This is a genomic window from Faecalicatena orotica, from assembly GCF_003149245.1.
Taxonomy (GTDB): domain Bacteria; phylum Bacillota; class Clostridia; order Lachnospirales; family Lachnospiraceae; genus Faecalicatena_A; species Faecalicatena_A orotica.
In genome coordinates, this window is record NZ_QGDL01000001.1 from 250,848 (window position 1) to 265,647 (window position 14,800).

Below are 14,800 nucleotides of genomic sequence, written 5' to 3' on the forward strand. Positions count from 1 at the left end.
ACATCCTCCGATTAAATTAATCTACTATTTCTATTACTGTAAATAGCTCTACCTTCGGAATCAGGATGGTCGTCATCCCATTCTCATAGCGGGCCTTCACTTTCATTTCTTCTTCCACTGTCTTCACGCTGCTGATTGCTCCCGGTATTTTTATCTCGATCTCATAAATGGGGGCTACTGGTGAATTCTCCTGCTCGTTTATTACAGCAAAATATTTTTTACTATCTTTTCTCCATCCAACGACTTCCGCAAAAGCAGGGGCATTTGATTCAAACTCCAACGTTTTACACAGCCCTCTGATTATTTTTCCAACAACACGCCTGCTTGTATAAGGCCTGCTGTTTTCTATCGGCGCTGCTACCCAGAGAATCTCACCCTTGCCAATTTTTTTCACAATGGCTGCCGGTCTGTCAGTAAAGACACCTGGAGGATTCGAATGAATTGCCGAAAATTCACATTTCCCGGTCATTGTATAAGGCAGAGTGATTGTCGCTAATATATCATACTCCCCTGAAAATTTAAGCAGTTCCATTTTCCCTTGTACATTCATTGGGGATTTTGCTGTAAAATCACTGAATATTTCCATTCCTTTGTCAGCAGCACTCATATAAGTAACTTCATGCTCCGTCTCACCTATACTTTCCGCCTCCAGAAGTTCTAAAAGTCTCCCATGTCCGATATGGCCGCTCACATAAAGCTTTCCGCCCTCCCTTATATACGACTCTATCGCATCCATTTCATCATCATGGATGACTGCAGTATCACAGATAATGAGTACATCACTTTTCAGTCCATTCAGTTTCTTGCTTGGGATCACATCAAACGGCAGGTTTTCTTCTCTGAGAATTTTGCCCATATTAATCTGCGTTTCCATGAACTTCCGGCTATATTTATCATCTGTCACCGGACTGCCATTCTCACTCCAATGGCATTTTGAGCGGCTCGGGAACCAGACACTTATATTGGTAAGCATATCCCCGCTTACATACTTTTCATAGTTCATTGTCCTGGCAAATGCCCTTTTTACCGGCCCCTGATACACTTCCTCACATAGTGTGCCATCCGGGTTTGCCCCGTCACAAATGGAAAATGCACCATTATGTACTAATGCAATCATGGCATGCAGGGCGAATTCTTCCTCTGTCTTTGTCGTCGTATGGTAAGACAGCCCGGGATCACAGCGTGAAGATATGAACACAAAGGGCAGCGCTTTACTTAGATTCCTGTAATATTTACACATATACGTCTGCTGTAAGAATCCGCCATACAGGTCCCCGCCTGCATAATCGCATGCCTCGGCTACCAAATCTGAATGTGCATACTGCCAGGGGTCTGCCATCATGGATAGATTATGTTCAATTGTCACTTCTGGATGGATTGACTTTACCACGCCCGCAGAAAATGCCGCAAACTCTCCCATCCATTCCTCACGAATGCTCTGGAACTCCCTGAAATTTTTATCCCCCCAATCTATCGTTCTTGGCATTTCCCTTCCGGTCCTCTCAAAATATTTTTTCCGGCAGCTCGGACAATAGCATACTTCCGGGAAAAACGGCATATCAAGGAAAATAGTCTCAAATTGATAGTTTTCGGTTATTTCTGTCAAACATTCTTTTACATACTGCCTATATTCTTCATTATTCGGACAAACTATCCCGTAACGTCCCTTTCTGCTCATGAAATCGCTGTCCGGTACCATCTCTTCTCGGGATGTCTTTCCATATCCATTAATCATGCGCCATTCCGGGTGTTTCTCATATGCCCAATTATCAAATATCTGCGAAAAATACGCCATAACTGCAATGCCGTTACTATGGCATAATTGAATCATCTCACCGACATAGTCTCTTCCTTGCAGCCCCTTGTGCATGCGTCCGGTTTTGGTAGGATAAAATGCCAGCCCTGTATGCGGTCTGCACTTTACAACAATCTGCTGCATGCCTGCATCTTTCAATAATTTCACAAGTCCCTCAGGATCTACCCTGGATAAAAACTCTTCATTCCAGTCATCAATATGCATATCTAAAAAACTCCGCCTGTAGTTGCCTTCAATCCACATATATTATGTTCTCCTTCATTCTTAAATAGTTTGTTTTACCAAATAATTTCTCCCTCATCCCGCTATAACCCGCCGGCCTGCTGCTAGCCCTTGACTGCCCCTACCGTCATCCCTTTCATGATCTGTTTTGAAAATATAAGATAAATAATCAAAATAGGCAGGATAGATACTAATAGTGCTGCCATATAAAGGGGATAGTTAATTGCATGCTCTGAATTGAACATTCTGATCGCAATAGATATTGTCCTCAGGCTTTTATCATTAATTAAAACAAGAGAGAAGGGAAACTCATTCCATGCATTCATAAAGGACGTTATAACAATAATTGCCGTTATCGGTGAACACATTGGAAAAATAATTTTCGTTAGCAGCTTAAAGGTGCTGCATCCCTCCATATATGCCGCCTCGTCCAGTTCTACCGGTATCGTCCTGATATAGTTTTCTGTAAGCATCACTGCAAATGGCAGTGAGAATGCCAGATATGGCAGAATCAATGTCCATCTGTGGTCCAGCATCCCCAAAGCCTTAAACTGCAGGAACACCGGAATCAATAGTGACAGCATCGGAATAACCATGCCCGAAACAAACAATAAATACACGGCCTTTTTAAACCTGAAATTATATCTTGATATAAAGAAACCTGCAACCAGCGCGCATATCACTGTTAAAACCACATTAATGAATCCAAGAATTGCAGAATTCAAGAAGCATTCTAAAAACCCGCTGGATTGTACCGCATCTATGAAATTTTGAAAATAAGGATGTGTTGTAAGGCTCATACTATTCTGCATAAACTCGTTGCTCGTTTTCAGCGCCGAATTCACCATCCACAGTATCGGAAATATGCAGGATGCAGAAAACAAAAGGAGAACTGCATTCACAACGAATTTAAACATCCCCTGTAAAGTATTCTTAATGGTCATTTGCTTTTCCCTCCATCAGCCTCTGGATTCCTATCGTCAGCGTCATAGATACCACCAGGATTACCACTGCCATTGCAGACGCATAACCCATCTTCATCTGGACAAAAGAAGTATCATAGTTATAAAGTGACAGCACACTGGTTGCCCTTCCCGGTCCTCCTCCTGTCATAACCATAATGTGGTCAAATGCTTTAAAAGAACCTGCAAAGCAAATCATAAGACATATCTTTAAAATATCCCAAATCAGTGGAATTGTAATATACAGACTTCTTTTAAATCCAGTCGCCCCGTCTATCTCCGCAACCTCGAGAATATCTTTCGGGATAGTTGCCACGGCCCCCATAAGTAATACCAGATAATATCCTATGAACTGCCAGATTACCGGAACCGCTACTGACAGCATGGCTATCTTCGGATCATCCAGCCACGGTTTAATCCAGCCGTCCAATCCTGACGCACGCAGGAAATGGTTCAGTATACCAAAATCGTTGTTATAAATCAGCTGCCACATCAGACCGATAACGACGGCCGCTATAATACTTGGGAAATACATCACCCTCCGATGAAGTTCTACAAATTTTACCCATTTCATTGTAAAAAACAATGTGAAAATAAATGCAATCCCCACCTGTCCTGCAACCATCAGCACAGTAAACAGCATAGTGTTTTTAAAGGACAGCCAGAAAGTCTTATCATGCAAAAGCTGTATATAATTGTCTAAACCAATAAATTTTTTCCCCGGGCCGCCTGACCACTCAAAAAAGCTATATCCAAATGCAAATAAAGTCGGGACCACTACTATGAACAGATAAACGCCCACTGGAATACTCAGATATCCAAATATTCTTCTTCCGGGCGGCATAAGAGGATTTTTATACTTTGGCCTGCCCTTTGACGCAAGTCCCCCTGCGGGGCATATCCTGTCATATGCCCCCTGGGTCTGTCTATCTTTTCTCATTTCATCATCCCCTTATTGTTTTTTTGCGCTTTCATGTGCTTCCTGAAGCTTTGCCGCCAGTTCTTCCGGTGTAAGCGAGCCAATGGACATCTCCTGATAACCTACATAGCTTGCATCCATGTATGCAGTAGAAAGCTGTACTTCCGGACACCCCACGATCTTGTCATAAGAATTGTACATATCAAGGAATTTTACGAATAAAGGATCCAATTTGCTTTCATCATAATCAACCTCTTTTGCTGTAGCCAAAGAACCACCTTCAATCAGCAATGTCTGGATTTCCGGTGCCGACATTTCTTTTAAGAAGTTCACCGCTGCCTCCTGCTGGTCATCGGCCAGTCCTTCTCTTAAGCTGATTCCCCACCCCTGGCCGCCTACAATCTGGCCTTTAAGTTCTTCTTTTCCTTTTACCGGTGGAAAAACCGTAATCTCTGTATTGTCAAGGATTTCCTGTGATGCTTCATTAATTAAATTAGAAACTGACCAGGATCCTTCAATATACATTGCTGCTTTACCATCATAATACATCTGGCGTACCTGTACAGGATCAAGGCTGTTTACATCTTCATTAAATAATCCCAGATCCATCAGTTCTTTAAGATATGTAATTGCTTCTACCGAACTTTCATCTTCAAATGATGCACCGTTATAGTTTTTCACATCTTCATACCATTCGTTACTGTTGAATTTCATAAGGATACCGGGCATAACCTGCGAAGCAATGGCATATTTCCCCTTATTTCCGGTTGCAAGAGGAATATATCCGTTCTCTTTTAATGTCTTCACCGCCTCTTTAAATTCCTGTTCATTTGCAGGAAAGCTGTCCATACCGCATTTTGCAAAAATATCTTTGTTATAATATATAACATGATTTACGATACTGCATCGGGGAACTCCGAGGATATGATCTCCAAAAGTATAATCGCCGAACATACCATCAGCAAATGTATCCGCCCATTCCTGATTTGCTTCCAGAACCGGCGTCAAATCCTGTATCTGTCCGTTCTCGTAAAATGATCCCATCATAGATGGAAGTGCCATAATCAGGTCCGGAAGCTCATTAGCCGCAGCCAGTGTTTTTAATTTCGTCTCATACCCGGCTTCCTGACTGACAATTTCCTCCACCAGTTCCACATCCGGATACTTACTTTTAAAATTGTCCACAGCCTTGTCCATCATAATTGATTCAATATCCCCGTTTTTAATGGCTTCATCCGTCCCCATATGCATAATAGTCAAAGTAGTCTTAGATGAATCACCTCCTGCTCCACTTTCCTTTGCATCCTTTTCTGTCCCTGAACAGCCTGCCAGCATTCCGCCGACCATTGCCGCTGCCAATACAACAGAAAGAATCTGTGTTCTTTTCCTCATTTTTTTGTCCTCCTTTTTGTTTCGGTGTATTTATATAATTAGCATATCGTATACTGTTCCTGCAAAAAACCATGTAAACTATAAAAATATCCACTTTTCTATTCAATATGCAAAAAGAGCCTGATCTGACAGACTCTTATCACGATTACTTTGTATCCTTTTTAGCTGTTTCATTATACCTGTCTACATATGTTTTGTGTAAGCCAGCAACGGCTGTACAATCCGCACTACTGTTCCGTTTTCCCTGCCGGCACGGAAAAAAAGACCATAGTTCTTTCCAAACTGCAGTTTTATACGCTGGTCGATATTGCGGATTGCCATACCTCTCTTTTCCTCACTTTTGACGTCCATAAGCAATTCTTCAATCTCACTGATATCTATGGAATCTCCGTTATCCTCCACTTCAAAATATAAGTTCTCCTCATCTTTAAATCCCCTGATCCAGATATCACCTTCTCTTCCACTTGGAAGAATTCCATGTTCCACACTATTTTCCACTAATGGCTGTATCACAAAACGCATCGTGGCCCATTGAAACAGTTCTCCGTCTGCCTCAATGTGGAACTGAATCTGGTCAGCCGTACGCAATTCTTGTATTACGATGTAATTTTCTACATAACGTATTTCTGTCTCTACGGAAATAAATTTCTGTCCGGAGTTCATCGTAAGCCTGTAAAGATCCGCTATTGCAAGAACAACACGTCCGGTTTTGTCCGCATGTTCCAGCCTGCTCATCCAATATGCAGTGTCCAGATTATTATATAAAAAATGAGGGTTAATTTGTGCCTGAAGCGCTTTCAGTTCCGCCTCAGTCTGAAGCACTTTCCCTGTCAGCACTTCATTGACCAATTCATTCATACGTCTTGTCATAGCATTAAACTGTGTGCTTAAAATGCCTATTTCATCATTACTTTCAAACTGGAGCTGGACATCATAGTTGTCTTCCTTTACTTCCCGGATTTTTCCCGTAAGCAGTCTCAGCGGGTGAAGAATGGCACGGGAAAAAAGCACCGATGTCAGAAGACATAAAAGCATACTTGCCACAATCCCATATATCAGCAAATCGCGTATCGTCCGGTTTTCTTCCAAAAGCTTTGAACGTTCCAGACCACTGACAATCGTCCACCCCGTGTCAGGAAGTTTATTACCATATACCAGAGTATTACTCTTCTTGTCTGAAATAGTTGTTATCCTGCTTTCCTTAAGTTTTTCTAAATCTGAAATAACCGTCTCTGATTTACCCGCGCTCAGCAGGACATTTCCGTCATCATCCACCAGTGCTATATATCCCGGATATGTTTCTATGTAATTTGAAAACTGCTCTTTCATTTTAGACAGCGGTACATTAATCCAGAGAGTCCCAAGGGTATTCTGCAAATTTTCAGTGTCCCGGATACTGCGTGTCAGCGTCAGATAAACCACAGGGCTGTCATCATTTTTCGCTGAAGTACCCGTCCAGAAGGACTTCCCCATCAACTTTTTTGCACGACCGGCCAATTCTTCCTCCCTTTTAACATCCCGGACATCACCGGCATGTAAGACAAGGCCGTTTTCGCCCTCAATATAAATAGAATTTACGAACTGATTCTGGCCTGTATAGAACATCAGGCTTTTTGCCACCTCATTCTGACGCCGCAGTAGTTCACTCCCATTCATAGATTCTGCCAAAAGCGTTTCTTTCACATCGGAATTCTGAATAATGTACAGTGACAGGTTTCCTACATAATCCGTTGTCACCTGAATACTGTCTGCAATACTGTCAAGTGCATTTTCGGATGCTGCCTCCTGCTTCTGTTCTACTATTTCCAGAGATTTTCTATATAGGACAGTGCCTATAATTGCAATTGGTATCATAGAGATTACGATTCCCAAAATAAAAACTTTCACATTCAGGCTAACAAACATTTGTTTCTTCTTTTTCACTTATTCCCTCCGTCATTCTTCCATGATAACCTGTTCCGATACTCCTTTGGAGAGCATCCGGCATACTTTTTAAAAACCGTATTAAAATATTTATAATTCTGGTAACCACATTTTTCAGCAACCTGATAAATCTTTAAATCCAGATTGTTAAGATATTCCTTTGCACGCTCCACCCGGTATTGATTCAGATAATCACTGAAATTCATACCCGTCTGTGACTTGAATACCTGGCTAAAATAATTCGGCGTGATATAAAGCCTGGAAACAATCTGTTCCACTCTGATTTCTTCCGAAAAATGATTTTCTATATATTGTATCGATTTCTGGATAATGGCATTATACTTGTGCCCCTCTGTCGATGCCAGTAATTCGGAAATCTGACGGCCAAACCTCAGCATCTGCCTCCTTAATGTTTCAAAGCTCTCGTATTTATCAATTTCTTGTAAATAGTCATAATTCCCTTCCGGGAGAATTTCTGGATTAATAGACATTTCTTCAAGGTTTGAAACCGCAATCATCCATACCCTGATACATGCTGTTTTTAATTTTTCTAAATCTGTATGCTTTTCTAATGCCTCATCAAAAATCCCCTGTATAACTGACAAGACCCCATCTCCATCATAACGCAGTAATTTCTGGATTAATTCGTTTTCTCTTTTCTGAATATTGAGAAACATTCCTTTTCCCGGCTTCATCCCATCCGTATACTGTATCACATGCTCCCCTGACAGATAAGGACGGCTGCGTAACGCCTGCAGAGCCTCCCTGTAAGAGCTTTGAATTTCATATACATGTTCTTTTACACGTCCTATTGAGATAGTGACATAGAAACCATGTTTCTCTTTTATCTTCTGGTACAATGGTATAATATTCGTTGCATTTGCACGCTCGTACTGAAGAAGTACTATAAAATGTGCCCTCTTATCCAGAAAAACCATGTCTTTTTCTGATAAATGCAGCACCTCCCGAATAGTTTCTTTTATCTGCACCTGAAGTTCTTTTCGCTCTTCTTTGGAATTCTGGGTTAAAAGCAGGAAATCATCAACGGAAACTAATACCACCTGAAAGACTGGACCATCAAAATTCAGACCCAGGCGCCGCCCTTTCTCTATAGTATGAGTGATCTCTTCATCCCCTGACGAATCTTCTTCCAACAATATATTTAAAAATCTTTCCTTGACATATTCGTAATTTTCCTCAACAAAGCTCTGTTGGAAAACTTCTTTTTTGTATTTCCTTTGTTCTTTCTCAATCTCTTTCCGTAAACGTACTACTACAGACAACAGTTCATCTGCATCTACAGGTTTCAAAAGATACTCGAACACTCCTATTTTCAAAGCTTGCTTTGCATAAGCAAAATCATCATACCCGCTTAGTATAACAATCTTAATAGCAGGGTATGCATCCCTTACTTTTTGTGAAAAAGCCAGACCATCTTCCCCCGGCATACGGATATCAGTCAGAATAATATCAGGATGAGTCTCCTTTACTTTCTGAAATCCCTGTATACCATTTGCCGCTTCCCCGCAGATTTCGAATCCTTCTTTTTCCCATTCCAACGATAGAATGATTCCTTTCCGTACAATAAAATCATCTTCTACCACAAGCACCCTCATACTCTCTGCCTCTCCTCTCCCTAATACCTGATTACCTTTCGGAAGTTTTCAGAATCAGTTTCATTCTATCATATTCCGGTAAATATAACAGAATAATTTCCTTTTTCCCGTAGAATAGAAACATAGATAACAGAATATAACTGTTCTGAAAAAGGGGCAGCCGGTTAAATTTTTCCATTAACCGACTGCCCCGAGGCACTTTCATGATTTACTGGACAATCCTGTAATATTCTCTCGATGTAATCAGGAATACTACTCCGTAGAATACCGCGAATATAAGCACCGTTGCTATAGTACACATCAAAAACAGGTGTATATTGACGAGATTCATAATTGCCAGCAGTTTTGTGATTGTTTTAAAGGCAAATGCCACATGTACGATCGCAACCAGCAATGGCAGGAAAAATACCAATAGTACCTGGCTCTTGATCGAACGCTGTACTTCTTTCTTGCTCATCCCCACCTTCTGCATGATCTGGTACCGGTTCCTGTCATCATACCCTTCTGAAATCTGTTTATAATAGATAATCAGCACGGTTGCCATGATAAACAGCGCCCCGACAAATACACCAAGGAACAGAAAGCCGCCGTAGAGTGCATAAAAATCCTGCCTGAATGCCCCCTTATATTCTGTAAACGATTCCGGTATCTCAGCTGTCAGACGCTTCTGTATGGAGGCCATGACAGATTCTTTTGCGTCCCCGCTGCCACTTAAGTCAAAATAATCAGTGTATATGATTTGATCCGAGCCTTCATAACCGTAGGTCTTCTTCAGCTCTGCAATCTTATCTGCATCCGGCATTACCAGAATGATGCTTTTTACAACATATGAGAGTTCATCTTTTGTTTTTCTCGTATCCTTCATTACTTTTTTCACTGCAAAGCCTTCATCCTGCAGATAGATTGTATCCGAATCAAACTCATCCCCCTGCACGATAACCAGTACCTGGTCTTTGTCAAGTGATTCCTTTTTTCCTTCCAGCCGGTTATAGTCTGACAGCGGAATGATGACCAGTGTCCTGAAATTTGCAGTTTCATTTGAGATATCTGAATCCTCCTCCAGAAGCAGCTTTGCTTCCTTTTCCTTGTATATAGCCGTAAATGTTCCCGAACGGTAAGAACTGCGGTTTTCTATCTCAACACCGGCCTTTTCGGCCTCTTCTTCTATAACCTGATTTTCGGTATCTATTTTTTCCTGTGAACTTCCCTGGATCGTTACATGAACATCTGACGGGAAACGTAATGAAAGAATGTCTTCCATTCCTGCATACAGGGAAAAGGTTACGGATATCAAAACCAGTACAACTGTACTCATGATGCAGATATTAGCCAATCCCACCGCATTTTGTTTCATCCGGTAAATCAGGCCCGATACTGAAGTGAAGTGGCTGGTCTTGTAGTAAAACTTTTTGTTTTTCTTTAAAATCTTCAAAAGCGCGATACTTCCTGCCGTGAACAGGCAGTATGTGCCGATAATGACCAGTATGACTGCCATGAAAAATTTTCCAATCGCTTCTAACGGGGATACTGTTGTCTGGGCGATATAGTAGCCTGCCCCCAGAGTAAGCACACCAATGAGGGTGAGAAGCCGCTTTGTCTTAGGTTCTTTTTCCCCCTGACTGCCGCCGTGCAGAAGTTCCACCGGCTTTGCCGTCTGCACCTGCAAAAGATTGAATAACAGTGTAACCGTAAAAACGGCAAGGAATACGATCATCGTCGCCAGCATTGCCTGAGGTTCCACCGCAAATTTCAGCGGGACTTCAAAACGCAGCATTTTTAATAAGATTAAAAACATCAGCTTCCCGAGCAGCATGCCGAGTCCCAGGCCCATTAAGAGGCTGATCACCGTAGTAAGGACCGTCTCCCACACCATCATTTTCGCCAGATTGCCTTTGTCCATTCCCAGCACCTGGTAGAGTCCGAATTCCTTTTTCCGCTGCTTTACAAGGAAACTGTTTGTATAAAAAAGAAAGATTGCCGAAAAAATACCGGTGATCGTCGCGGCCCAGCGCAGGATCAGCTTCAGGACATTTGAGCCCTCCATCTGGTCCAGCCCTGTATTCAGGCTGATTGCAATCATTACATACAGCATCATGATGGTCAGTATACCGGTCAAGATATACGGAATATAAGTCTTCCCATTCTTCTTGATATTGGTCCATGCAAGTTTCGGATAAAACATTACCGGTCACCCCCTGTGGTCAGAACTGTCAGCGAAGCCGCAATTTTCTGGTACATCTCCTCATTCGTAAGATTCCCCCTGTAAATCTGGTGGAACACCTCTCCGTCCTTAATAAAGAGTACCCTGTTTGCATTACTGGCAGCCTTCACACTGTGCGTCACCATGAGGATCGTCTGCCCGTCCTGATTGATCTGTGTAAACAGCTCCATCAGGTCATCCGAAGCTCTTGAATCCAGAGCCCCTGTCGGCTCATCCGCAAGAATCAGCTGAGGCTTTGTAATCAGGGCACGTGCTACTGCCGCCCTCTGTTTCTGTCCGCCTGACACTTCATAGGGAAATTTTTTAAGCAGTTCTGTAATACCTAGCTTCTGTGCAATAGGCTCCAGCTTCCGGTTCATCTCTTCATATTTTTTCCCTGCCAGCACAAGCGGAAGATAGATATTATCCTCCAGAGAAAACGTATCTAACAGATTAAAATCCTGAAAAACAAAGCCCAGATTCTGACGCCGGAATGCCGCCATCTCCCGGTCTCTGATCGACCCCAGGTCCCGCCCCTTCAGGTACACCTTACCACCCGTCGGTTTATCGAGAGAAGCGAGTATATTTAATAAGGTCGTCTTTCCGGAACCGGATTCCCCCATAATCGCAACAAACTCACCTGATTCTATGGAAAACGTCACATCCGAAAGCGCCTGCACCTGACTGCCTCCAAACCTTGTCGTATAAATCTTCTTAACATTTTTAACATCCAGCAATGACATATCTATTTCCTGCCTTTCATCTTCCTCATTCTCTTGTTTACGAACTTATTATAAACCGACTTGACATTCACAATCCATAACTTTAGCTTGCAAAATACAAAGAAAACCTTACAAAATTGTAAGCTGGGGTGGACTGACAGAAAATGGAGTGCAAAGGGGTCAGACCCCTTTGCACTCCATTTTCTGAATATTCTCATTGTTTATTTGTTGTATACAAATCCACCAACTCGTCACCCACCTGCTCACGTATGTCCTGATATAGTGGCTCGCATAATTCTCTCATTTTTTCATACAAATCGTCTGACAATTCTATAACTTCTGTGCCGGACTCTTCCATGATGTCCATCCTGTCTTCTACCCGGATGTCTGCCTGCTCTCTTGCATATGAAGTGGCCGTGGCTGCTGCCTGAGTGATGACTTTCTGCTGCTTCGCACTCATTTCACCAAAAAACTCCTCACTGATGAATAAGCTGATGTAGTGTGGCAGATGGTTTGTATCCACGACGTAATCCTGCTGTTCATACAGCTTGCCGGATACGATGACTTCGACGGGATTCTCTGCTGCATCTATTGTGTTCTGCTGAAGCCCTATGTATACCTCACTGAATGCCATAGGTGTGGGGTTTGCCCCCAAAAGCTGCCAGAATGCCAAATGGTTGGCGTTTTCCATAGTCCGGATTTTCTGGCCTTTAAAGTCAGCTATTGCTGTGATTTTCTTATTCGTCGTCATTACCCGGAATCCCTGATCCGCCATGCCTAACAGATGATAGCCGTTTTCTTCATAGATTCCCTCAATCTTTTCGTAGAATTCCGGGTTATCCACTGCCTTACGGGCTTCTTCTATTGTCTTAAATGCTGCCGGCACGTCGAATACAGCCATCTCCGGCATGAAACTGACCTGAGGCGCCGTGTTCTGAACAACAAACGGAATATCCCCTTCCTTACAGCTTTCCAGCAATTCTCTGTCATTGCCTATCGTAGAGTTGGGATAGATGCTGATCTGCATCTTGCCATCGCTTAATCTGCTTACTTCTTCTACGAATTTTTCAGCAAATACTTGCGTGACCGTATCCTCCGGGCTGCTTGTCCCCAAAGGCCATGCGTAATTCTGCACGCTTTCCTTTTTCCCACCCTCTGAGCTGCATGCACACAGACTGAGCGTCAGGACAATCATACAGGCTGCCGCTGTCAGCCCTGCTCTTAATTTTCTCACATCCATCCCTCCTTACAGTGTCAGGCTGATTGCCGGAATAAATGTAATGAGCAGCAATGCAGCCAGAAAAATCATTATTAATGGGAACGCTTTTTTCGCAATTTCCATCACCGGAATATCAGAAAGAGAGCTTGCCACAAATAGATTCACCCCTATCGGCGGCGTCACAAACCCAATCGCCAGATTGATAACCATGACAATACCGAATTGTATAGGATCCATCCCGATTTCCAGTACAATTGGCAGCAGAATGGGCGTCGTAATCAGGATTGCCGGGCTGGTGTCCATCACCATTCCCACAATCAGAAGGAACACATTGATCACAATCATGATGACCACTGCCCCTGAAAATGTATCCAGAATCCATCCACTGATTGTCTGCGGCACCTGCATCAGGGTCAACACTCTTGAAAATGCAGTCGATGCAATGAGAATAAACATCAACGGCCCATAAGTACGCACCGCCTCAGAACAAATTGCGACGATATCCTTCATTTTCAGTGTCTTATAAATTACAATACTGACAAACAGCGCGTAAAATACCGAGATAACCGCCGCCTCTGTCGGAGACGCAATCCCTCCGTAAATACATCCCAGAATGATAACCGGAGTCAGCAATGCCCAGATACCTTCCTTCATTAGATGAGGAAAACCTCTCCCGCGGAGGATATCCACAACTTCCTTAATTTTCTCCGTATCTTCTCCATAGCGCTGGCAGTAAAAAGACGCATACGCCATCAAAAGCACAGCAATGAGGATACCGGGGATAATTCCCGCCTTAAACAGATCCCCGACTGACTCACCGGACGCCATAGAAAACAGGATATAAGGGATGCTCGGAGGGATGATAACCCCCAGCCCGCCGGCTACAGCTACGATAGCAGTGGAAAATGTCTTATCATACCCCAGATTAATCAAGATAGGAATTGTCATGCTCCCTACTGCCGCCACTGTTGCAGGTGCAGAACCTGAGATTGCCCCATAGAAAAGACAGGTAATAATGACCGCACAGGGTACGCCTGCCCTTCTTTTCCCGATAAAAAATGTAAAAATGTCAAATAATTTTCTGGATACGCCGCCCCTTGCCATAATAATCCCGGAAAGCACGAACATCGGAATAGCAAGCAGCGGGAAGCTGTCCACACCGCCCAGCATGGAGCGGATGACATAGGAGACACTTGCCGTAAAACTGGAGTCAAACGCTCCCGGCAATAAGGACGCGACTCCTAAAGATGAGGCGATAGGGAATGATAACACCAGCAAAATAATAAATATCAGAAATACGCTTACTGCTGACATGCTTCTCCTCCTTTCTTGCGGCATTTTTTTATTTCCAAGTAAAATTTCTGCGCCAATCTGACTTCTGCTAAAAGGAATCCTGCAAACGGTGCTGCCTGCAGCATCCACATCGGCATCTCACAGGCAGTGCTAACCTGCCCGCTTTCAATTGCAGTCATAAGATATCTCCATGCCGCCGGAATCATATAAGCCAAAAACACAAACTCTAATACATAATCCAAAATAAAAACAGCTGACTTCGCAAGGCCTTTGAGCTTATCCGTAAGCTGCTCCAAGCGGATTGCAATCGCTTTCTGTGTGGCAAAACCGATGCTTAGGAATCCGCTCCAAACAAAAAGATAGCGTGTCAGTTCCTCTGTCCAGGACAGAGAGAAATTAAATATATATCTGGCGCAGACCTGTACTCCCATAATCAGCGTCATCACCATCAGCAGCACAATCAATAACATTTCTTCAAAATGCTTATTCAGCCATCCCAAAGCTTTCATAAAACGC

Annotated in this window: 11 protein-coding genes; all 11 read right to left on the bottom strand. The window is 42.9% G+C overall.

The features are described from left to right. Window positions 1–16: 16 nt before the first annotated feature. The gene (locus A8806_RS01130; RefSeq protein WP_109729319.1) at window positions 17–2,059 is read right to left on the bottom strand and encodes an alpha-amylase family protein; all 2,043 of its coding nucleotides are present in this window, start codon (window positions 2,057–2,059) and stop codon (window positions 17–19) included. A gap of 83 nt (window positions 2,060–2,142) precedes the next feature. Beyond that, window positions 2,143–2,982, bottom strand: a complete 840-nt coding sequence (locus A8806_RS01135; RefSeq protein ID WP_109729320.1) for a carbohydrate ABC transporter permease — start codon at window positions 2,980–2,982, stop codon at window positions 2,143–2,145. Further along, complete coding sequence (locus A8806_RS01140; RefSeq protein ID WP_207657838.1) at window positions 2,972–3,940, bottom strand: carbohydrate ABC transporter permease; 969 nt, start codon at window positions 3,938–3,940, stop codon at window positions 2,972–2,974. The genes A8806_RS01135 and A8806_RS01140 overlap by 11 nt, the downstream gene beginning before the upstream one ends. Window positions 3,941–3,952: 12 nt before the next feature. Continuing rightward, on the bottom strand, window positions 3,953–5,311 hold the full coding sequence (locus tag A8806_RS01145) for an ABC transporter substrate-binding protein (RefSeq protein ID WP_109729321.1): 1,359 nt from the start codon (window positions 5,309–5,311) through the stop codon (window positions 3,953–3,955). Between the two features lie 183 nt (window positions 5,312–5,494). Beyond that, on the bottom strand, window positions 5,495–7,234 hold the full coding sequence (locus A8806_RS01150) for a cache domain-containing sensor histidine kinase (RefSeq protein WP_109729322.1): 1,740 nt from the start codon (window positions 7,232–7,234) through the stop codon (window positions 5,495–5,497). Continuing rightward, the gene (locus A8806_RS01155) at window positions 7,231–8,850 is read right to left on the bottom strand and encodes a response regulator (protein WP_109729323.1); all 1,620 of its coding nucleotides are present in this window, start codon (window positions 8,848–8,850) and stop codon (window positions 7,231–7,233) included. Before A8806_RS01155 ends, A8806_RS01150 begins: the two co-directional genes overlap by 4 nt. A 208-nt stretch (window positions 8,851–9,058) precedes the next feature. Next, the gene (locus A8806_RS01160) at window positions 9,059–11,032 is read right to left on the bottom strand and encodes an FtsX-like permease family protein (RefSeq protein WP_109729324.1); all 1,974 of its coding nucleotides are present in this window, start codon (window positions 11,030–11,032) and stop codon (window positions 9,059–9,061) included. Continuing rightward, window positions 11,032–11,793: an ABC transporter ATP-binding protein gene (locus A8806_RS01165; protein ID WP_109729325.1), complete on the bottom strand. Its 762-nt coding sequence runs from the start codon at window positions 11,791–11,793 to the stop codon at window positions 11,032–11,034. The genes A8806_RS01160 and A8806_RS01165 overlap by 1 nt, the downstream gene beginning before the upstream one ends. Before the next feature lie 193 nt (window positions 11,794–11,986). Next, on the bottom strand, window positions 11,987–13,012 hold the full coding sequence (locus A8806_RS01175; protein ID WP_416388167.1) for a TRAP transporter substrate-binding protein: 1,026 nt from the start codon (window positions 13,010–13,012) through the stop codon (window positions 11,987–11,989). A gap of 6 nt (window positions 13,013–13,018) precedes the next feature. Continuing rightward, window positions 13,019–14,305: a TRAP transporter large permease gene (locus A8806_RS01180; protein WP_109729327.1), complete on the bottom strand. Its 1,287-nt coding sequence runs from the start codon at window positions 14,303–14,305 to the stop codon at window positions 13,019–13,021. Next, window positions 14,293–14,793: a TRAP transporter small permease gene (locus A8806_RS01185; RefSeq protein WP_109729328.1), complete on the bottom strand. Its 501-nt coding sequence runs from the start codon at window positions 14,791–14,793 to the stop codon at window positions 14,293–14,295. Before A8806_RS01185 ends, A8806_RS01180 begins: the two co-directional genes overlap by 13 nt. Between the last annotated feature and the right edge of the window lie 7 nt (window positions 14,794–14,800).